Source organism: Virgifigura deserti (genome assembly GCA_003576685.1).
GTDB lineage: Bacteria > Pseudomonadota > Alphaproteobacteria > Dongiales > Dongiaceae > Virgifigura > Virgifigura deserti.
On record QOZR01000007.1, the window covers coordinates 157,419 to 175,602 of the forward strand.

16 protein-coding genes are annotated in these 18,184 nt (G+C 66.2%); 2 read left to right on the forward strand and 14 right to left on the reverse strand.

Annotation, left to right across the window (positions count from 1 at the left end; all coding sequences use genetic code 11):
- Positions 1–10 precede the first annotated feature (10 nt).
- Positions 11–1,024, reverse strand: coding sequence for an aminoglycoside phosphotransferase family protein (locus DT069_RS13855; protein ID WP_119460900.1), 1,014 nt, complete (start codon positions 1,022–1,024; stop codon positions 11–13).
- Entirely contained in the window at positions 1,017–1,508 is a 492-nt protein-coding gene (gene tsaE / locus DT069_RS13860; RefSeq protein WP_425450229.1) for a tRNA (adenosine(37)-N6)-threonylcarbamoyltransferase complex ATPase subunit type 1 TsaE, read from the reverse strand. The genes DT069_RS13855 and tsaE overlap by 8 nt, the downstream gene beginning before the upstream one ends.
- Positions 1,509–1,696: 188 nt before the next feature.
- Here tsaE and DT069_RS13865 point away from each other — a divergent pair, with 188 nt between their 5' ends.
- Positions 1,697–2,716 (forward strand): NAD(P)/FAD-dependent oxidoreductase, encoded by a 1,020-nt coding sequence (locus tag DT069_RS13865; RefSeq protein WP_119460902.1) that lies wholly within the window; start codon positions 1,697–1,699, stop codon positions 2,714–2,716.
- A 5-nt stretch (positions 2,717–2,721) separates the two neighbouring features.
- Here the strand turns inward: DT069_RS13865 and DT069_RS13870 are convergent, their stop codons facing one another.
- The 9 genes from DT069_RS13870 to DT069_RS13910 all read right to left on the reverse strand — a co-directional run bounded on the left by DT069_RS13870 (position 2,722) and on the right by DT069_RS13910 (position 13,476).
- Entirely contained in the window at positions 2,722–5,109 is a 2,388-nt protein-coding gene (locus tag DT069_RS13870; RefSeq protein ID WP_162913188.1) for a sensor histidine kinase, read from the reverse strand.
- Positions 5,110–5,333: 224 nt separating this feature from the next.
- Positions 5,334–6,734, reverse strand: coding sequence for an adenosylhomocysteinase (gene ahcY / locus DT069_RS13875; RefSeq protein ID WP_119460903.1), 1,401 nt, complete (start codon positions 6,732–6,734; stop codon positions 5,334–5,336).
- Between the two features lie 113 nt (positions 6,735–6,847).
- Positions 6,848–8,650, reverse strand: coding sequence for a phosphoenolpyruvate--protein phosphotransferase (gene ptsP / locus DT069_RS13880; protein ID WP_119460904.1), 1,803 nt, complete (start codon positions 8,648–8,650; stop codon positions 6,848–6,850).
- Positions 8,640–8,942, reverse strand: a complete 303-nt coding sequence (locus tag DT069_RS13885; RefSeq protein WP_119460905.1) for an HPr family phosphocarrier protein — start codon at positions 8,940–8,942, stop codon at positions 8,640–8,642. Before DT069_RS13885 ends, ptsP begins: the two co-directional genes overlap by 11 nt.
- Before the next feature lie 88 nt (positions 8,943–9,030).
- Positions 9,031–9,438: a PTS sugar transporter subunit IIA gene (locus DT069_RS13890; protein WP_119460906.1), complete on the reverse strand. Its 408-nt coding sequence runs from the start codon at positions 9,436–9,438 to the stop codon at positions 9,031–9,033.
- 37 nt (positions 9,439–9,475) lie between these two features.
- Positions 9,476–10,432: an RNase adapter RapZ gene (gene rapZ, locus DT069_RS13895; RefSeq protein ID WP_119460907.1), complete on the reverse strand. Its 957-nt coding sequence runs from the start codon at positions 10,430–10,432 to the stop codon at positions 9,476–9,478.
- A gap of 99 nt (positions 10,433–10,531) precedes the next feature.
- Positions 10,532–11,005, reverse strand: a complete 474-nt coding sequence (locus DT069_RS13900) for an HPr kinase/phosphorylase (RefSeq protein WP_162913189.1) — start codon at positions 11,003–11,005, stop codon at positions 10,532–10,534.
- Positions 11,002–12,624: a stimulus-sensing domain-containing protein gene (locus DT069_RS13905; RefSeq protein WP_425450230.1), complete on the reverse strand. Its 1,623-nt coding sequence runs from the start codon at positions 12,622–12,624 to the stop codon at positions 11,002–11,004. Before DT069_RS13905 ends, DT069_RS13900 begins: the two co-directional genes overlap by 4 nt.
- A 150-nt stretch (positions 12,625–12,774) precedes the next feature.
- Positions 12,775–13,476, reverse strand: a complete 702-nt coding sequence (locus DT069_RS13910; protein WP_119460910.1) for a response regulator — start codon at positions 13,474–13,476, stop codon at positions 12,775–12,777.
- A gap of 127 nt (positions 13,477–13,603) precedes the next feature.
- Here DT069_RS13910 and DT069_RS13915 point away from each other — a divergent pair, with 127 nt between their 5' ends.
- Positions 13,604–14,347 (forward strand): HugZ family pyridoxamine 5'-phosphate oxidase, encoded by a 744-nt coding sequence (locus tag DT069_RS13915; protein ID WP_119460911.1) that lies wholly within the window; start codon positions 13,604–13,606, stop codon positions 14,345–14,347.
- Between the two features lie 182 nt (positions 14,348–14,529).
- Here the strand turns inward: DT069_RS13915 and DT069_RS24965 are convergent, their stop codons facing one another.
- From DT069_RS24965 to DT069_RS13930, 3 genes are all read right to left on the reverse strand, one after another.
- Entirely contained in the window at positions 14,530–14,667 is a 138-nt protein-coding gene (locus DT069_RS24965; protein ID WP_425450231.1) for a YMGG-like glycine zipper-containing protein, read from the reverse strand.
- Between the two features lie 233 nt (positions 14,668–14,900).
- A complete protein-coding gene (gene polA, locus DT069_RS13925) occupies positions 14,901–17,774 on the reverse strand; it encodes a DNA polymerase I (protein WP_119460913.1) in 2,874 nt (957 codons plus the stop codon).
- A 133-nt stretch (positions 17,775–17,907) separates the two neighbouring features.
- Positions 17,908–18,087 (reverse strand): zinc-finger domain-containing protein, encoded by a 180-nt coding sequence (locus tag DT069_RS13930; RefSeq protein ID WP_119460914.1) that lies wholly within the window; start codon positions 18,085–18,087, stop codon positions 17,908–17,910.
- Positions 18,088–18,184: the final 97 nt, after the last annotated feature.

Below are 18,184 nucleotides of genomic sequence, written 5' to 3' on the forward strand. Positions count from 1 at the left end.
TGGGCTCCGCTTACGCCGTCGGCAGGCGGCGCGCCGGCGGCGGGAGATGCGCCTCGAACCAGGCGCGTACCGGCGCCAGCGCCGGGTGGGCGAGATTGCCTTCGAGCTGACGCCAGACGCGCGGCATATGCACGAGATAACCGGATTTTCCGTCGCGCACCAGCAGGCGTGTGAAGGTTCCGATGATGCGGCTATGGCGTTGTGCGCCGACAACGGCGAATGCCGTCGCGAAATCCTCCGGATCGAGATCCGGGGACGCGGCGAGATAATGCGCGCGCAGCTCGGCGGCCAAGGTCGGCGGCACGTCACGCCGAGCGTCCTCGATCAGCGACATCAGGTCGAACGGTCGGGGGGCGATGACCGCATCCTGGAAATCGAGCAATCCGCAGGCGGCGACCCCCATCCGGTCGGGCAGCCAGAGCAGATTGTCGACATGGAAATCGAAGAAGACGAAGCTGTCCGCGACGCGCCGGCGCTGCGGCAGCACGGCGCTCCAGGCCGCGATATATTCGGCCCGAAGAGCGTCCGGAACCGGGCCGCCTTGCGTCGCCGGCCAATACCAGTCGAGCAGCAGCCCGACCTCGCGCAACGCACGAGCGTCGTCGAACTCAGGCAGCCGGTCCTGGCGCTCGGGCGCGAACCGGCGATGCAGATCGATCAGCAGATCGACGGCGAGCATGTAGAGGCGCCGCTCATCGGCGCCGCGCGCCAGCAGGCGGGTGTAGGTATCGTCGCCAAGATCCTCGAGCAGCAGCAGACCGGCGTCTTCATCGGCGGCGAAAATCCGCGGCACGCTATAACCCATCGCGCCAAGCAGGCGGTCGACCGTCACGAAGGGGCGGACGTTCTCCTTCGGCGGCGGCGCGTCCATCAGTACGGCACGCCGCCCGTCCGCTTCGAGCCGGTCATAGCGACGGAAGGAGGCGTCGCCCGCCAGAACCCAACGTTCCGCACCGGCCCAGCCGTGCGCGGCAAGGAAACGAGCGATCAGGGTGTCGCGATCGCTGCGCGGACCGTCAGGCATGGTGCGTCAAGCTCTGTCCGAGGGCTACGATACGCGGCGCCCAGCCGTCCCGGCCTGTCAGCGAGACGGTGCGCACCTCCGGCTGCTCCGCGCTGGCGAAATCGAGGGTGAGGTCGAGCCGGTCTTCCGGCAGGGACGGCCCGAGCCGATCCGGCCACTCGATCAGCGAAATCCCGGTACTGAACGCCTCTTCGAGGCCGAGTTCGATCGCCTCTTCCGGCGCCGTCAGGCGATAGAGGTCGAAATGCCAGATCGCCGCGACCGGCGCCTCATAGGTCTGGACCAGCGTGAAGGTCGGGCTCGGCACTTCCGCTTCACCGGTCAGACGGCCGATAAAGGCGCGCGCGAACCGGGTCTTGCCGACGCCGAGGTCGCCGTGAAGCGCGATCACGTCGCCCGGCCGCGCCAGCGCTGCGACCTGCTCGGCAAGGCGCTCCGTCGCGGCCTCGTTCGGCAGGTGAAGCGAGACGGTCTCGGAGGGCATGGCGCGACGCATCATAGCCGCAGGTTGTAGAGCGTCTGACAGACCCTGTCCATGGTCTGCGCCGTTGCCCGGACGGCATCGCAGCGAAAATCGAGGCGGTCGCCTACGGCCTTGATAATGCAGGCAGAGCCCGGCATTTTAGCGACCATCGTTCGCCACCCCTCAAAGCCCAATGGGAGAAGCCCTGGATGTCCGAAGCCGTTCAAAAGACCGATGTCGCGATCATCGGGGCGGGCCCGGTCGGTCTGTTTGCGATCTTCGAGTGCGGTATGCTGAAGATGCGCTGTCACGTGATCGACGCGCTGGACACGACGGGCGGGCAATGCGCGGCGCTCTATCCGGAAAAGCCGATCTATGACATTCCCGGCTACCCGCAGATCGACGCCGCCGAGCTGATCCAGAAGCTGGAGGAACAGACCTCGCCGTTCGAGCCGGTCTACCATCTCGGCCAGCAGGTCGAGCGCCTGACCGACCTCGGCGGCGGCTGGCGGTTGGAGACAAGCAAGGGCACGGTGATCGAGGCGCGGGCCATCATCATCGCCGCCGGCGTCGGCGCCTTCGGCCCGAACCGGCCGCCGCTGCCCGATATCGAGTCCTATGAGGGGAAGAGCGTCTTCTATCTGGTCAAGCGGCGCGAGGATTTCCGCGGCAAGCGCGTGGTGATCGCCGGCGGCGGCGATTCGGCGGTCGATTGGGCGCTGTCCCTGGCCGGGCTGGCTGAACAGGTCTATGTCGTCCATCGCCGGCCGAAGTTCCGCGCCGCGCCGGAGTCGGTGGCCCGCCTGGACGCGCTGGCCGCCGAGGGGGCGATTGAGATGGTGGTGCCCTATCAGCTGGCTCGCCTGGAAGGGGCGGACGGCCGGTTGGAGGCGGTGGTCGTGGCGACGCTGGACGGCCAGGAACGACCGCTCGCGGCCGATGCGCTGCTGCCGTTCTTCGGTCTGGCAATGAATCTGGGACCGATCGCGCAATGGAACCTGAACCTGGAGCGCAACCATATCAGTGTCGATCCGGCGACCTGTGCGACCAACGCACCGGGCATCTTCGCGATCGGTGACATCGCCACATATCCCGGCAAGCTTAAGCTGATTCTATCGGGCTTCTCGGAGGCGGCAATGACCGCCCACGCCATCTATCCGCTCGTCCATCCCGGCGAAGCCCTGCATTTCGAATATTCCACGACCAAGGGCGTGCCCGGCGCGGCATAGGAGGTCTACGCCGTCGGCGCCTCGTCCTCGGCGGGCGTCGCCGGCGGTTCGGCGCGCAGGGGGATGTGGCAGGTGACGCGGGTGCCGCTGTCGGGCGCCGATTCCAGTTCGATGCTGCCGCCATGCAGTTCGATCAGGCTCTTCACCAGCGCAAGGCCGAGACCGGCGCCGCCCTGCCGCCCTTGCGTGCCAACCTGAGCGAACTTCTCGAAGACGCGCGCCTGATGCTCCGGCGCGATGCCGATGCCGGTGTCGGCGACGACGATCGCGATTTCTGACTCCTCGCGCCGGGCGGAGACTGTGATCCTGCCGCCCTGCGGCGTGAATTTGATCGCGTTACTGATCAGATTATAGATCGCCTGCTTCAGCCGCCGCTCGTCCGCGACAACGGCACCGATATCCGGCTGGCAGTCGATCTCCAGTGCCAGCTCGCGATTGCGCGCCCGCTCGCTCACCAAAATCTGCAGACCGGACAGAAGGGCGGCGATATCGACGGTATCGAGGTCGAGATGCAGGTAGCCGGCCTCGATCGTCGCGATGTCGAGGATATCGTTGATGAGCGACAGCAGGCGCTGCGACGCCGCGACGATGCCGCGGCTGTATTCGACTTGGCGATCGTTGAGCGGACCGAAATATTGGTGATCGAGGATCTCCGCGAAACCGATGATCGCGTTGAGCGGCGTGCGAAGCTCATAGGAGACGTTGGCAATGAATTCGGATTTCAGCCGGTCGGCCGTCTCCAGCGCCGCGTTGCGCTCGCGCAGCGCTCGCTCGGCGCGGATGCTGTCCGTGACGTCGACATAGGTGAGCAGCGAACCGCCATCCGGTAGAGGCACCGCCGTAAAGTCGAGCACGGAGCCGTCCGAGCGTTCAAAGCGGCTGCTGCGGGTCTCGCGGTCGGAAACGCGGCTGATGATCATGTCGCGCAGCGCTTCCCAATCCGCCGTGTCGCCGAAGAACCCCCGCACCTGATCGACGATCGTCGACACATGCGGCTCGTTCTGAAGCGCCTCCGGCGCCAACCCCCACAAGCGGGCGAAGGCCGGGTTACTGAGCTTCAGCCGTCCGTCGCTGCCATAGACCGCGATGCCTTCATAAAGATTGTCGAGCGTTTCGCGCTGGACCTCGATCAGCGTATTGTAGGACCGCTCGAGCGCCAGCGTGTCCGTCACGTCTTCATAGGTGATCAGCACGCCGCCGAACGGATGGGGTGCCGCGACCATTCGCAAGGTCGAGCCGTTCGGCAGGTGCAGCAACTCCTCGTGCGGCCGGATGATACCGGTGAGATGGCGCACCAGCTCCCGCTTATAGCTAGGAAAGTCGGCATGCTCGGGCAGCCGGCGCCGCTCGCGCAGGGCTTCCAGAACCTCGGCCATGGTCGGCTCGCTGCCGAGGAACTCCTCGTCGAGCCCGAACTGCTCGATATAGGCCGTGTTGAAGAACTTCACGCGGCTGTCCGGGCCGTAAATCACGATGCCGGTGCCGAGATGCTCGAGCAGCTCGGCGTGGGCGGCGATATGGCGAGCCAACTCGGACTGCGTGTTCTCGAGATTGGTCATATCGAGCGCATAGCCGATGATGGCGTCCGGCCCGAGGGGCTGCTCCACGAAATCGAACAACCGCCGATCACCGCCGACCACGAGGTGCTGACTTTCCGACTGGGGCATGCCGAGGGCCTGCGCGCGTCGCGCGACGGCCTTACCGTTCTCGGCGATCACGCCGCCGCCGATTTCCATGCCCGCCGCGATGACGGCGTCACGGCTGCCGTCGGCGATCCGCGCATAGGTCTCGTTGCAATAGGTGAGACGCAAATCCGCGTCGCGGTTCCAGATCGGCAGCGGCAGGTTATCGAGCAGGGTCGCCAGACGATCGCGCTCGCGCGCGGCGGTCGCTACGGCACCGATATAGCTTGTGATGTCGCGGAACCAGAGCACATCGACGGGCGCCGTGGCGGCACCGCGCGCCCGACGACCGCTCACCTGAAGGACGCGATCGCCGCTCGTCAGCCGCAGCGTCAGGTCGAAGGCCGCCCCCTGCTCGCGCAGTCGCGCCACCTCGGCATCGAGCAACGCGCGATCGGTCGCGGACAGGCAATTGCCGATCGCCGCATAGGTGAAGGCCCGCCCCGGCGGCTGGCCGAGCAGGGCGGCGAGGCCGATGGAGACCTGGGTGGAAGCCTGCGGCTCGTCCGCTTTGCCGCGCCACAGGAAGAAGCCTTCCGGCGCGCTGTCGAGGGCCGTCGAGAGCAGGCCGATCTCGGCCTTCAGCAGCCCCTGCTCAGCGGTCAGGGCCCGCAGCCGCCGTCGATACCAGAGCAGGCCGGCGATGGAGATGAGCGCGACCGTACCGGCGGCGAGAGCAGCCAGGGTCGGCAGGCTCAATTCACCGACCACGGCACTCGGAAGGGTGGATTGGGCAGCAGCGGGAAGGCACGGCGCCGCGATCGTCGCCGCAACCGCACCTATGAGTCTTACGCACCAAGAGCGCGTTATCTCCAGATCCCCCACACGCGGGAGTTTATTCTTCAAGACTCTCGGCTACAAGCTATCACAACAGCAAATCGCTTCCGAGCCCGCAATCGCGGGCTCGGAAGCGATCGCACCATGCCAATCGTCGCTCAATAGCGATAGGTTTCCGGCTTGAACGGGCCGGCTGCGGGCACGCCGATATAATCGGACTGCTTGTCGCTGAGACGCGTCAGCTTGGCGCCGACCTTCTCGAGATGCAGTGCCGCCACCTTCTCGTCGAGATGCTTCGGCAGGACGTAGACCTTGTTCTCGTACTGGTCGCGACGGGTCCAGAGCTCGATCTGCGCCAGCACCTGGTTGGTGAAGGAGGCGCTCATGACGAAGCTGGGATGGCCGGTGGCGCAGCCGAGATTGACCAGCCGCCCCTTGGCGAGGACGATCAGCCGCTTGCCGTCGGGGAAGACCACCTCGTCGACCTGCGGCTTCACCTCTTCCCACTTGCAGTTGTTGAGCGCGCCGATCTGGATCTCGCTGTCGAAGTGGCCGATGTTGCAGACGATCGCCCGGTCTTTCATCGCCCGCATATGGTCGAGCGTGATGACGTCCACATTGCCGGTCGCGGTCACGAAGATGTCGGCGTTCGGCGCGGCATCCTCCATCGTGACCACCTGATAGCCCTCCATCGCCGCCTGCAGCGCGCAGATCGGATCGACCTCGGTGACCATGACACGCGCGCCGGCATTGCGCAGGGATGCGGCGCTGCCCTTGCCGACGTCGCCAAAGCCGCAGACCACCGCCACCTTGCCGGCCATCATCACGTCGGTCGCGCGCCGGATTCCGTCGACCAGGCTTTCGCGGCAGCCATAGAGATTGTCGAACTTCGACTTGGTGACCGAGTCGTTGACATTGATCGCCGCGAACAGGAGCCGCCCCTCCTTCTCCATCTGGTAGAGCCGGTGGACGCCGGTCGTCGTCTCTTCGGTCACGCCCTGGATGCTCGCAGCGAGCTTGCTATAGAAGCCGGGTTTCTCCTTCAGGCGCTTCCGGATCGACGCGAACAGCGCCTCCTCCTCCTCGTTCTGCGGTTCGCCGAGCACCGAGGCGTCCTTCTCCGCTCGGGCGCCGAGATGGACAAGAAGCGTCGCATCGCCACCGTCGTCGAGGATCATGTTCGCCACCCCGCCATCGGCCCATTCGAAAATGCGGTGCGCGTAATCCCAATAATCCTCGAGCGATTCACCCTTATAGGCGAACACCGGCGTGCCGCTCGCGGCGATCGCCGCCGCGGCGTGATCCTGGGTCGAATAGATGTTGCAGGACGCCCAGCGGACCTCGGCGCCGAGTGCCGTCAGCGTTTCGATCAGCACCGCCGTCTGGATCGTCATATGCAGAGAGCCCGCGATGCGCGCGCCTTTGAGCGGCTTGCGCCCGCCGAACTCCGAGCGCACCGCCATCAGGCCGGGCATTTCGGTCTCGGCGATCGCAATCTCGCGGCGCCCCCAACCGGCGAGCGACAGGTCGGCGACCTTGTAATCGGTGGAAGCGGTCATAGGGTTCTCCTCGCGGGCATGAGATGGAGTATGGGCGGCCGTATAGCAGCCGGACCTAAGGCGGGCAAGAGCCTGGGTTTCGGGACCTGCATTACGGAGCCAAAGAGAGCGGGTCAGGCAAGCGTGTTGAAGTCATCGAGCAGGGCGGCGATCCGGCCCGAATCGGCCTGCTCCATGATGAACCCCGCGCACCGATTCGCCGCCTGATAGTCAAGGCTGCGGATCCGCTGCTTGACCCGCGGCAGGGCGGTCGCCGCCATCGACAAGTCGCGGATGCCGAGGCCCAGCAGAAGCGGCGTGTAGCGCGGGTCGCCGGCGATCTCGCCACAGACGCTGACCGGGATTCGCGCGCGCAGCCCCGCCTCCGTGGCGAACTGCAGGAGTCGCAGAACGGCCGGATGGAGCGGGTTGTACAGATGCGCGACCTGCTCCTCGCCGCGGTCGATCGCCAGCGTGTACATGGTCAGGTCGTTAGTGCCGATGGCGAAGAAATCGGCGACCTGAGCCAAGGCGTCGGCGGCAAGTGCGGCGCCCGGGATCTCGACCATCACGCCGAGCGGCGGCAGCGGATCGGCGATCCGCACGCCCCGGCGCTGGAGGCGACGGGCGACCGTCTTCAGGATCTCCCGAACCTGCCGCACCTCGCCCACCGACGAGATCATCGGCAGCAGAATGCGGACGGGGCCGTGAGCGCCGGCGCGGAGCATGGCCGCCAGTTGCGCATCGAGCAGGGAGCGTTCCCGAAGCGACAGCCGGATCGCCCGCAGGCCGAGAGCCGGATTGTTGCCCACGCCGATATGATGGCCCAGGGAGTAGGCGAGCTTGTCGCCGCCGACGTCGAGAGTCCGAATCGTGATCGGCCGCCCTCCCAGCCCTTCGGTCAAGCGGCGGAACGCCTCATACTGCTCCTCCTCCTCGGGCAGGTCCTCGCGATTCATGTAGAGGAACTCGGTGCGCAGCAGGCCGACGCCCTCGGCGCCGGCCGCGAGCGCCATTTCCAGCTCGCGCGGCAGCTCGAGATTGGCCTGCAAGGAGACCGACGTGCCGTCGCGGGTCACCGCCGGCAGGTCCTTGAACCGTGCGAGCTGGCGTTCGACCCGGGCGATCTCCGCTCGGCGGCGCTCGTACTCCTTGAGCGTCTCGGTCGTCGGGTGGATGACGATCCGCCCCATCGTGCCGTCGATAATGACCGGGTCGCCCGTCTTGACCGCCCCGATCAGGCCCGCCACCCCGAGCACCGCCGGCAGGCCGAGCGAACGCGCCATGATCGCCGTGTGGCTTTCGGGACCACCGAGAACCGTCGCGAAGCCGCCGATCCGCCGTGGATCCATCAGCGCCGTGTCGGCCGGCGTCAGCTCCTCCGCGAGAAGGATGCTGCCTTCCGGCAATCTCGAGAAGGCCTGATAGGGCGTCTGGGTCAGATTGCGGATCAGGCGATCCCCCACCTCGCGGACATCGTCGGCGCGCGCCGCCAAATAGGCATCCCCGAGCGCGGCGAAATCCTGTGCCACCTGAGTGACCTCGGCCTGGACGGCGGCTTCGGCATTGAGCCGCTCTTCGGCGATCCGCCGATCGACCCCGCGCACTACGCGTGAGCCGGTCAGCATCTGGAGATGGGCGTCGAGCAGAAAGCCGATCTCTTCGGCCGCGGCGCCCTGCAGCGTTGCAGCCTTTGCCTTGATCTTGCGGATCTGCTGTTGGGCGGCGGCCAACGCCTCGGCGAAACGGTGCCGCTCCGCTTCCACGGCCTCGGGCTCGATCCGATATTCCGGTACGTGGACCGCTCCGGACTCGACGAGGTGAGCCGCCCCGATCGCGATCCCCGGCGCGACGGCAAGCCCGTCGATGATCTTCTCGGCCTTCGACGGGCTGGCGGAGGGAGCCTGGTGCAGCGAACTCTTGCCCTCAGTCTTCATCGAACTTGCCAGCAATCAACGCAGCGATGGCGGTCAGCGCAGCCTCGGCCTGCATGCCGGTCGCCCGCAGGCCGATTTCCGAGCCCGGCCCGGCGGCCAGCATCATAAGCCCCATGATCGATCGGCCGGACACGACCATGTCGCCCTTCACGACCGTAACCTCGGCGTCGAACTGATCGGCGAGCTTGACCAGCTTCGCGGCGGCCCGCGCATGCAGGCCGCGCTGATTCCGGATCGTGACGAGACGACTCGCCGTCGCACCCGGTGCCGCCGCCTCGTTGCTTCCGCTCAACCCGTCTGCCCCGCCGTCTGCTCCGATGTTCAGGCGATTATTAGCCTATGTTCAGCCCGGTGTCCCGCGTTGGCGACGGGACATCAACCTAGCTGCCGGTGTCCGCGAGCAGCTGCGAGGCGACGTTGATGTATTTGCGTCCCGCCTCTTGCGCTGCGGAGACCGCGTTGGCCAGCGTCTCCTCGCCGCGCAGGCTGGCGAGCTTGATCAGCATCGGCAGATTGACTCCGGCGATCACCTCGACATTCGCCCGGTCGAGGACCGATATCGCCAGGTTGGACGGCGTTCCGCCGAACATGTCGGTGAGGAGAACCACGCCGTTGCCTCCATCGACAGCGGCGATGCTGTCCAGAATATCGCGCCGCCGCTGCTCCATATCGTCGTCCGGGCCGATGCAGACCGCGGCAACGCGCTCCTGCTTGCCGACGACATGCTCGAGCGCGGCGATGAATTCCGCCGCCAAGCGCCCGTGGGTAACCAGAACCATTCCGATCATCCGTCGTCCCCCAGTAGCTCTTATTATCGTTCCGCCATCAGGCTTCCTCGACAGCGACCCGCGCCATGTCGCGATGACGTACACTGACCTCCAGGCCTTGGCCACGCAACCACTCCGCCAGGCGCTCCGCCGTGAAGACCGAGCGATGCCGGCCGCCGGTACAGCCGACGGCAATGGTAAGATAGCTCTTCCCTTCGCGTTCGAAGCAGGGCATCAGCGGCAGAAGCAGGCCGGTGATCGACTCGAAGAACGGCTGAAAGGCGGGATCGGTCTCGACGAAACGGCCGACCGCCGCGTCCTTCCCGGTGAGATCGCGCATCGAGGGCACATAGTGGGGGTTGCGCAAGAACCGGACGTCGAAGACCAGGTCCGCTTCGCGCGGGAGGCCATGCCGATAGGAGAAGGAAACCACCGCGATCGACGCCGTCGGCTTCTGATCGAGCGCGAAATGACCGCGAAGCAGGCGCCGCAGATCGTTGATCGCCAGATCCGTCGTATCGATCACCAGATCGGCGCGCTCCCGCAGTGGCGCCAGCAGCAGCCGTTCCTTGCGGATGCCGTCATCGACCGGCCGATCGAGCGCGAGCGGATGCCGGCGCCGCGTCTCGGTGAAGCGACGGCGAAGGATCTCGTCGCTGCAGGTCAGGAAGATCAGCCGCACATCCAGGCCGGGGTCCGCCTGCAGCCGGTTGAGCTGGTCGGCGAGCGCATCCGCGGTGAAGTCCCGGGTCCGGCTATCGACGCCGATGGCGATCGGCCGGGCAAAATTGTTGCCGCCGCGCGTCACGCCATTGAGCAAGGACAACGGCAGGTTATCGACCGCCTCATAGCCGATATCCTCGAGAATCTTCAGGGCGGTGGTGTGCCCGGCACCGGAAAGTCCCGTAACCAGGAGGACCCTTGGCCGGCCCGTGACAGACTCGTCCGGCGTCGGCGATGGGTCAACCGGGCCTGACGGCAGTCCGGCAACCGTCGGCTTGTCTGTCGTAATCATTTGAGCCGTATTATAACCTCCGCCCGTGGCTCGATGCCAATGAATGATTTCCGTTCATTCGCCGAATCAAACTACAAGCTTTTGATTTGGCGCGCTAAATCATGCAATGCGCGCACCACGCGACCAGGCTGCCAGTTCTCGAGCGGCAAGGCGAATCTTGGCGGCAGCCGAGGCGGCGAAGGGGTCGAGCGCGATGACCGGCAACATCACGCCGAGATAATCCTGCGCCGGCAGAATCGGCAAGCGCTCGATCGGCATGCCGGGCGCGAGGTCGAAAACCAGGCGCAGCGGGGCTTCGGGCAGGCTCGGCACGGGCAGGATGCCAAGGCCGCGGACCTCCAGATGCCCGCGCGTCTCGGGTGCCGCGCGTGCCGGAAAGCTGGCGAACACCGCATCTCCGCGCCGCGTCAGCTCCGTCAAATCGTCGGCGATCAGGACCGCCCCGCCGTCGATCAGCCGCAAGGCAAGATCGGACTTGCCGCTACCGGAAGGGCCGCGAAGCAGCACGCCGACACCGTCGAGGGCGACGCAACTGCCGTGGACACGCAGATCCGCTGCCGCCTCCCGCATCATCGCGCCGGCAGCGAGACGGTGAACTGGGCGCCGACGATGTTACCCGCGGCATCCTTTCGGTTTTCCGCCATGATGGTTCCGCCATAGGCCTCGACGATCTGCTTCGAAATGCTGAGGCCGAGACCGGAATGGGTGCCGAACTTCTCGCCGGCCGGCCGCTCCGTGTAGAACCGATCGAAGATCGCCGTCAGCTTATCGGGCGGAATGCCGGGCCCCTGGTCGGCAATGGTGACGCGGACAGCGTTGCCCGCGCGCATGGCGCTGAGCCGGATCACGCCATCGGGCGGGCTGAACGAGATCGCGTTGCTGATCAGGTTGCGCAGCACCTGGACCAGCCGCCCCTCGATGCCGTGGACATCGAGATCCTGGTGGCTCGCCACGTCGAGTTCCAGATGCGGGCCGCCGCCGCGGCTGGTCGCGCGATGCACTTCGGCGAGCGTCGCCAGCACCTGACCCAAATCGACGGGGCCGGTCTCGCCCCGCGACAGTTCGGCGTCCAGTCGCGAGGCCTCGGAAATGTCGCTGATCAAACGGTCAAGCCGCTGCACGTCGTCCATGACGATCGACATCAGCTTGCGCTGCTGCTGCGGATCCTCGATGCGCGCCGCGGTCTCGATCGCGCTGCGGAGCGACGTCAGCGGGTTCTTGATCTCGTGCGCGACGTCGGCGGCGAACCGGTCGATGGCGTCGATCCGCTGCCATAAGGCCTCGGTCATGTCGCGGAGCGACGCCGACAGATCGCCAATCTCGTCGCCGCGGCGGCTGAAATCGGGGATCGTCGTCTGCCGCCCCTTGCCGCGACGCACCCTGTCGGCCGCGTCGGCCAACCGGTGGATCGGCCGGGCGATCGTGCCGGCAAGATAGATCGACAGCAGCACGGTTACCGCCAAGGCCACGCCGAAGATCTTCAGAATCTCGAACCGGATCGCACGGATCGACTCCTCGACTCCCTGCCCGTTGGTCGACAGCAGGAGCACGCCCAGCACCTGCTTGACCCGTGTTACCGGGACAGCGACGCTGAGGATCATTCCGCCGGCGCCGTCGCTGTGCACGGCCTTGGCGGGCTCGCCGGACATGGCGCGCACCGCCGTGGGATAGTCGGTAGCGTGTTGTTCGGCCGGTTCCCGATAGAGCGGCAGGGCGCGGCCATTGGGCAACAGATCCACGACCCAGTCGTAAAGGTCGGTCACGAAGGCGATCAGCGGGTCGTTCGGGGCCAGCGGTTTCAGGATTTCAATTTCGACCTGGCCGCCCGGCCCGGCAAGCCGGAAGCTGTCGGCGAGCAGCGTGCCCTCGCGGTCGAACAAGCGGGCGCGCCGCGCCGAGGTTTCGACCAGACGCCGCACCGTATGGCGCGTCGTCTCCGGCAACAGGCGCTCCTCGCCATACGGTCCGATCACCACGCCGCTCGTGCCGAGCGCCCCGGCGATCAACTCGGCCTCGGTGCGCAGCGCTTCCAGCTCGGCGGTGACCAGATTGTCGCGATACTCATCGACATAGAGGAGGCCCACGATCGGAATCGCGATGGCCACAATGTTCACCGCCAGGATGCGACGCGTCAGCGGCGACAGCCGGCCGCGGCGTCCTTCCCGCGTCTTCACGTCCTCCTTCGCGGCCACTGGCCTGTCGCCCTGGTGGTCAGCCGGGCGGTCACTTGATGGGCGTTCGGCCGGGTTTGTGGCACGCCGGCCAAACCCGAACCGACCAAACCCGAGATTGATGTCAGCACTCATGCTCCTATCGCGACCCCGCGTCGCGTCGGATGCGTGCTATCGGTCCCGATAGCGATATCCGACACCATAGAGGGTTTCGATCTGGGCGAAGTCGGAATCCACCGTTTTGAACTTCTTGCGCAGCCGCTTGATATGGCTATCGATGGTCCGGTCGTCGACATAGATATGCTCACCATAGGCGGCATCCATGAGCTGATCGCGACTCTTGACATGCCCCGGACGCGTCGCCAGAGACTTCAGCAGCAGGAACTCGGTGACGGTGAGGTCCACCGCCTGGCCCTTCCAGGTGCAGAGATGACGCGCTGAATCGAGCATCAGCTCGCCGCGGGCGACCACGTCGCCGCTGGCGGGCTCCGCGGAACTTTCGCGCACCAGCGTCTCGCGGCGCAGCAAGGTCCGGATCCGCTCGATCAGCAGCCGCTGCGAGAACGGTTTCTTGATATAGTCGTCCGCGCCCATGCGCAGGCCCATCAGCTCGTCCACCTCGTCATCCTTCGACGTCAGGAAGATCACGGGCAGATCGCTGTGGCGGCGCAACCGCTCGAGCAGCTCCATCCCATCCATCCGCGGCATCTTGATGTCGAGCACCGCGAGATCCACCGGAGTCGCGGTCATCGCCCGCAAGGCCTCGGCGCCGTCGGTATAGACACGCACGGTGAATCCCTCGGCCTCCAGCACCATGGCGACTGAAGTGAGAATATTCTGGTCGTCATCGACCAGCGCGATGGTTTGCGGCATGGTCTCGTTCTCCCCCCGCCCTCATATGCGAAGAATCCCTATAAGGGACCGAGATGACAAGCGATTATGACGCGATGTCGGCGCCGACGATTGACGGGTGGCCGGGATTGCCGGAGATTGGGGCATTATGTCGCAAGATCCCTCTGTCGGAGCGGCAGCCCGACACCTCCTGCGCGACCTTGACCGCGCGACGCTGGCGACCCGACTCGAAGACCGCGAGGCGGATGCGGCCGGCTGGCCCTACGCCTCGCTCGTGCTGGTCGCGGCGGATCAGGATGGAACGCCGCTGCTGCTGCTCTCCGATCTCGCCGAGCACAGCCGCAACATCGCCGCCGACCGACGCGTGGCGCTGCTGTTCGACGGCACCGGTGACCGTCCCGATCCCTTGACCGGACCACGCGTCACGGTGCTCGGCACCGCCGAGAGATCGACCGACCCCGGTCAGCGGGCCCGCTTCCTGGCCCGCCATCCGAGCGCCGCGCTTTATGCTGGCTTCGCCGATTTCAACCTCTACCGGGTCGCCGTGAGCCGCGCCCATATGGTCGCCGGTTTCGGCCGGATCGACTGGATCGCGCGGGAGGATCTCCTCTTCGACACGCGCGCGACGGCGGCGCTGGCCGATCGCGAGCGCGATATCCTCGACCACATGAATACCGATCACCCCGACGCCCTCGACCTGATCGCGACGCGGCTGCTCGGCCACGCCGGAACGGCTTGGCGCATGACCGGCATCGACCCGGAAGGCTGCGACCTCCGCCGCGAAGGCACCGTCGCGCGAGCGCGGTTCGCGACGATCGTGGGCGATGCCGATGCGGCCCGCGCCGAGCTTGTCCGGCTGACGCGAGAGGCCCGCTCCCGGCCACTACCCTGAGACAAGCCGCTATCCTGAAACAAAAAGTGACCGGCCCGTGGGCCGGTCACATGCGTCAGGTAGAGGACCTTCTGGGGAACTGGGTTGCTCGACGGAAGCCACGTCTCGCCCAGGAACTATGCCTCCAAATGCAAAGACGGACTTGTGGCAAATTGGTGGCCGAACGGCGCAACCGGGCGCGCCTATTTCTTCTCCTCGATGATATAGCCGGTGGCAACGCCGGCCGCCGCGCCGATCGCCACGCCCGCGCCGACGCTCAATCCCGTGAGCGCCCCGACGACGGCACCCGCGCCGGCGCCGATCGCACCGCCGCTGAGCATCGTTTGCTCTTTCGAGCTCAGGTTGGAGCAGCCGGCTAGGCCGAAAAGCATTACCGCCATGGAGCAAGAAACGAGTCGCCGCATTAGAAACCCCTGAAAATCAAGCTCCCGAAGACATGATCTTCGTAGCCGAAATCATCCAGTGGCAAATTTGTGGCGACAGAACAGACGTCAGGATTGACTGCCCGCCCCATGGCATCAGTCGATTCCTGCTTACACTTTATTAACGTTTATTAATGAGCTTCCGCCCAATTATCGCCGATGCCGGCCTCTGCGACGAGCGGGACCGACAGCTCGAGAACCGGCAGGGTCGCCTGCTCCATGACGCGGCGGACCAGGGCCGCCGTCCGCTCGACCTCGGCGTCCGGCACCTCGAACAGCAGCTCGTCATGGACCTGCAGCAGCATGCGCGCCTTCAGGCCGGCGCTGGCCAGGGCCGGCGGCACGCGGATCATCGCCCGCTTGATGATGTCGGCGGCCGTGCCCTGCAACGGCGCGTTGATCGCCGCCCGCTCCATGAAGCTGCGCCGGGCCGGGTTCTTGTCATTGATCCCCGGCAGGTAGCAGCGCCGGCCGAACAGGGTGGTCACATAGCCGGTTTCGCGCGCCAGTTTCTTGGTTCGTTCCATATAATCGCGAATGCCCGGATAGCGGGCGAAATAAGCCTCGATATAAGCCTTGGCTTCGCCTTGGGGGATTCCGAGCTGCTGCGCCAGGCCGAACGGACTGATGCCGTAGATGATGCCGAAATTGATCGCCTTCGCCCGGCGCCGGATCATCGGGTCCATGCCGTCCACCGGCACGCCGAAGATCTGGCTGGCGGTGATCGCATGGATGTCGGCGCCGTTCCGGAACGCCTCCTTCAGCGCCGGGATCTCCGCCATATGCGCGGCGAGCCGCAGCTCGATCTGCGAATAGTCCACGGACAGCAGCTTGTCGCCCGCCTCGGCGATGAAGGCGCGGCGGATCTTCCGTCCCTCCTCGGTCCGGATCGGGATGTTCTGCAGATTCGGATCGGTCGAGCTCAGGCGGCCGGTCGAGGCGACCGCGAGCGAGAGCGAGGTATGAACCCGTCCCGTCTCGGGGTTGGTCTGGGCCACCAGCGCATCGGCATAGGTGCTCTTCAGCTTCGAGAGCTGGCGCCAATCGAGCACGCGGGCCGGCAGGTCGTGGCCCTGGGCGGCCAGCTCCTCGAGCCGGTCGGCGCCGGTGGCATAGGCGCCGGTCTTGCCTTTCTTCCCGCCGGACAGACCCATCTCGTCGAACAGCACTTCGCCGAGCTGCTTTGGCGAGCCGACATTGAAGGGGCGTCCGGCCAGCTTGTGAATTTCGGTCTCGAGCTCGGTCAGGCGCTCGGCGAACTCTGCGGAAAGACGACGGAGCACCTGCTGATCGACCTTGATCCCTGCTTGCTCCATCTCCGCCACCACCGGAATCAGCGGCCGCTCGATGGTTTCGTAGAGCGTGAGCATCCGCTCCTGGACCAGTCGCGGCTTCAACAACCGATGCAGCCGGAGGGTGATGTCGGCGTCCTCGGCGGCATAGTCGCGGGCCTTGTCGAGCGGAACATAGTCGAAGGTCACCTTCGCCCGGCCGGTGCCGGCCACCTCGGTGAACTTGATCGTCTGGTGATCGAGATAGATCGTCGCCAGCTCGTCCATGCCGTGGCCATGGGCGCCGGCTTCGAGCGCATAGGAGATCTGCATGGTGTCGTCGATCGGCGCGACCGCGAGGCCGGCGCGGCCGAGCACGATCATGTCGAACTTGATGTTCTGGCCCACCTTCAGGATACCGGGGTTCTCCAGAAGCGGCTTCAGCCGGCCCAGGACCTCGTCGCGCGGGAGCTGACCGGCGACCAGGCTGGGCACCCCCTCGCCCTTGCCTTTCGCATCATCGCGACCGAAATCGAGCGTCCCCTGCCCGTTCCCGCCATTCGTCTTGTGGCCGATCGGAATGTAGCAGGCCCGCCCCGGTTCGACCGACAGCGACACGCCGACAAGCTCGCAGCGAAGGGCATCGAGCCCGTTGGTCTCGGTATCGACCGCGACCACACCGGCCGCCGTCGCCCGCGCAACCCAGTCATCAAGAGCCGCGAGGTCCTGGACCAGCTCGTAGCTGGTGCTGACGACGGATAGAACGGCGGCGGGCGGGGTAGGCTCCGCCAAGGCGGGCTCGGCGCCCTGCTTGGTTGCCGCCGTCTCGCCGTCGGCGATCCGTCCGGCGGCGGCCAACCGGTTCTCCACCCGCGTGACCAGCGCGCGGAACTGGTTCTCGCGCAGGAACGCCAGCAGGGTTTCCGAGTCCGGCTCGCGCCGGATGAAGGTCTCGAGCGCCTCCTCGACGGGCACGTCGTCGCGAAGCCGCACCAGCTCACGGCTGATTCGGGCCTGCTCAGCGTTCTGCAGCAGGGTTTCGCGCCGCTTCGGCTGCTTGATCTCGCCCGCGCGCGCCAGCAGCGTGTCGAGATCGCCATAATTGGTGATCAGGTCGGCCGCCGTCTTGACGCCGATCCCCGGAACGCCCGGGACATTGTCCGTCGCATCACCGGCGAGCGCCTGGACGTCGATCACCTTCTCCGGTCCGACGCCGAACTTCTCCCGCACCTGGTCCGGCCCGATCGGGCGGTTCTTGATCGGATCGAGCATGATGATGCCGTCGCCGACCAGCTGCATCAGGTCCTTGTCCGAGGAGACGACGGTCACCCGCGCTCCCCCGGCGGCCGCTTGGCGCGCATAGGTCGCGATCAGGTCGTCAGCCTCATATCCCGCGAGTTCGATGCAGGAGACGTTGAAGGCGCGCGTGGCCTCGCGGATCAGGGCGAACTGCGGGACCAGCTCCGCCGGTGCGTCCGGACGATGCGCCTTATAAGCCGGATAGATCTGGTTGCGGAAGCTCTCCCGTCCCGCATCGAAGATCACGGCGATATGGTCGGCGTCGGTCTCCGCGATCAGCTTCATCAGCATGTTGGTGAAGCCGAGGACCGCGTTGACCGGCGTCCCGTCCGCGCGCGTCAGCGGCGGCAGGGCGTGATAGGCCCGGAAGATGTAGCCCGACCCGTCCACGAGATAGACGTGCCGAGGCGGCGATACGGCGGGTGCTGCGGTCATGCTTGCGGAAAACTGCTGTCGCCCCAGACTCTCGACGAAGCGGCAGCATGCAAGACGCGAGCCGCCCTGTCGAGACTATAGCATTCGAGACTATGGCATTTTGGCGCCGTAGGCCGGGCGCCGGAGTTCGTAATCAGTGACCGGACGCGACGGACGCGGGACGGTCGAGAATGAACCGGCGGCCGCAATAGGGGCAGTCGATCCGCCGTTCCTTCCCGATATTGAGATAGACGAGCGGATGCCCGAGGGCGCCGCCGCCGCCGTCGCAGCCGACCACCTCGGTGTCCACATGCAGGGTCTCGACAGGTTCCATTGTCACTCTTTTCCAGCGCCGGCCATTTCCGGTATTTGGGACGAAAGCCGGCGAGGCGCGATTGACCGCCGGCCGGGCCGGATGATAGGCATGACCA

Excerpts from the sequence above, each read along its gene's own strand:
- DT069_RS13890 (WP_119460906.1), bottom strand. The coding sequence starts at position 9,438 with ATGATCGGAATGGTTCTGGTTACCCACGGGCGCTTGGCGGCGGAATTC.
- DT069_RS13865 (WP_119460902.1), top strand. The coding sequence starts at position 1,697 with ATGTCCGAAGCCGTTCAAAAGACCGATGTCGCGATCATCGGGGCGGGC.
- DT069_RS24965 (WP_425450231.1), bottom strand. The coding sequence starts at position 14,667 with ATGCTCAGCGGCGGTGCGATCGGCGCCGGCGCGGGTGCCGTCGTCGGG.
- ptsP (WP_119460904.1), bottom strand. The coding sequence starts at position 8,650 with ATGAAGACTGAGGGCAAGAGTTCGCTGCACCAGGCTCCCTCCGCCAGC.
- polA (WP_119460913.1), bottom strand. The coding sequence starts at position 17,774 with ATGACCGCAGCACCCGCCGTATCGCCGCCTCGGCACGTCTATCTCGTG.
- ahcY (WP_119460903.1), bottom strand. The coding sequence starts at position 6,734 with ATGACCGCTTCCACCGATTACAAGGTCGCCGACCTGTCGCTCGCCGGT.
- DT069_RS13900 (WP_162913189.1), bottom strand. The coding sequence starts at position 11,005 with ATGATGCGGGAGGCGGCAGCGGATCTGCGTGTCCACGGCAGTTGCGTC.
- DT069_RS13915 (WP_119460911.1), top strand. The coding sequence starts at position 13,604 with ATGTCGCAAGATCCCTCTGTCGGAGCGGCAGCCCGACACCTCCTGCGC.
- DT069_RS13930 (WP_119460914.1), bottom strand. The coding sequence starts at position 18,087 with ATGGAACCTGTCGAGACCCTGCATGTGGACACCGAGGTGGTCGGCTGC.
- DT069_RS13910 (WP_119460910.1), bottom strand. The coding sequence starts at position 13,476 with ATGCCGCAAACCATCGCGCTGGTCGATGACGACCAGAATATTCTCACT.
- DT069_RS13855 (WP_119460900.1), bottom strand. The coding sequence starts at position 1,024 with ATGCCTGACGGTCCGCGCAGCGATCGCGACACCCTGATCGCTCGTTTC.
- tsaE (WP_425450229.1), bottom strand. The coding sequence starts at position 1,508 with ATGCCCTCCGAGACCGTCTCGCTTCACCTGCCGAACGAGGCCGCGACG.
- rapZ (WP_119460907.1), bottom strand. The coding sequence starts at position 10,432 with ATGATTACGACAGACAAGCCGACGGTTGCCGGACTGCCGTCAGGCCCG.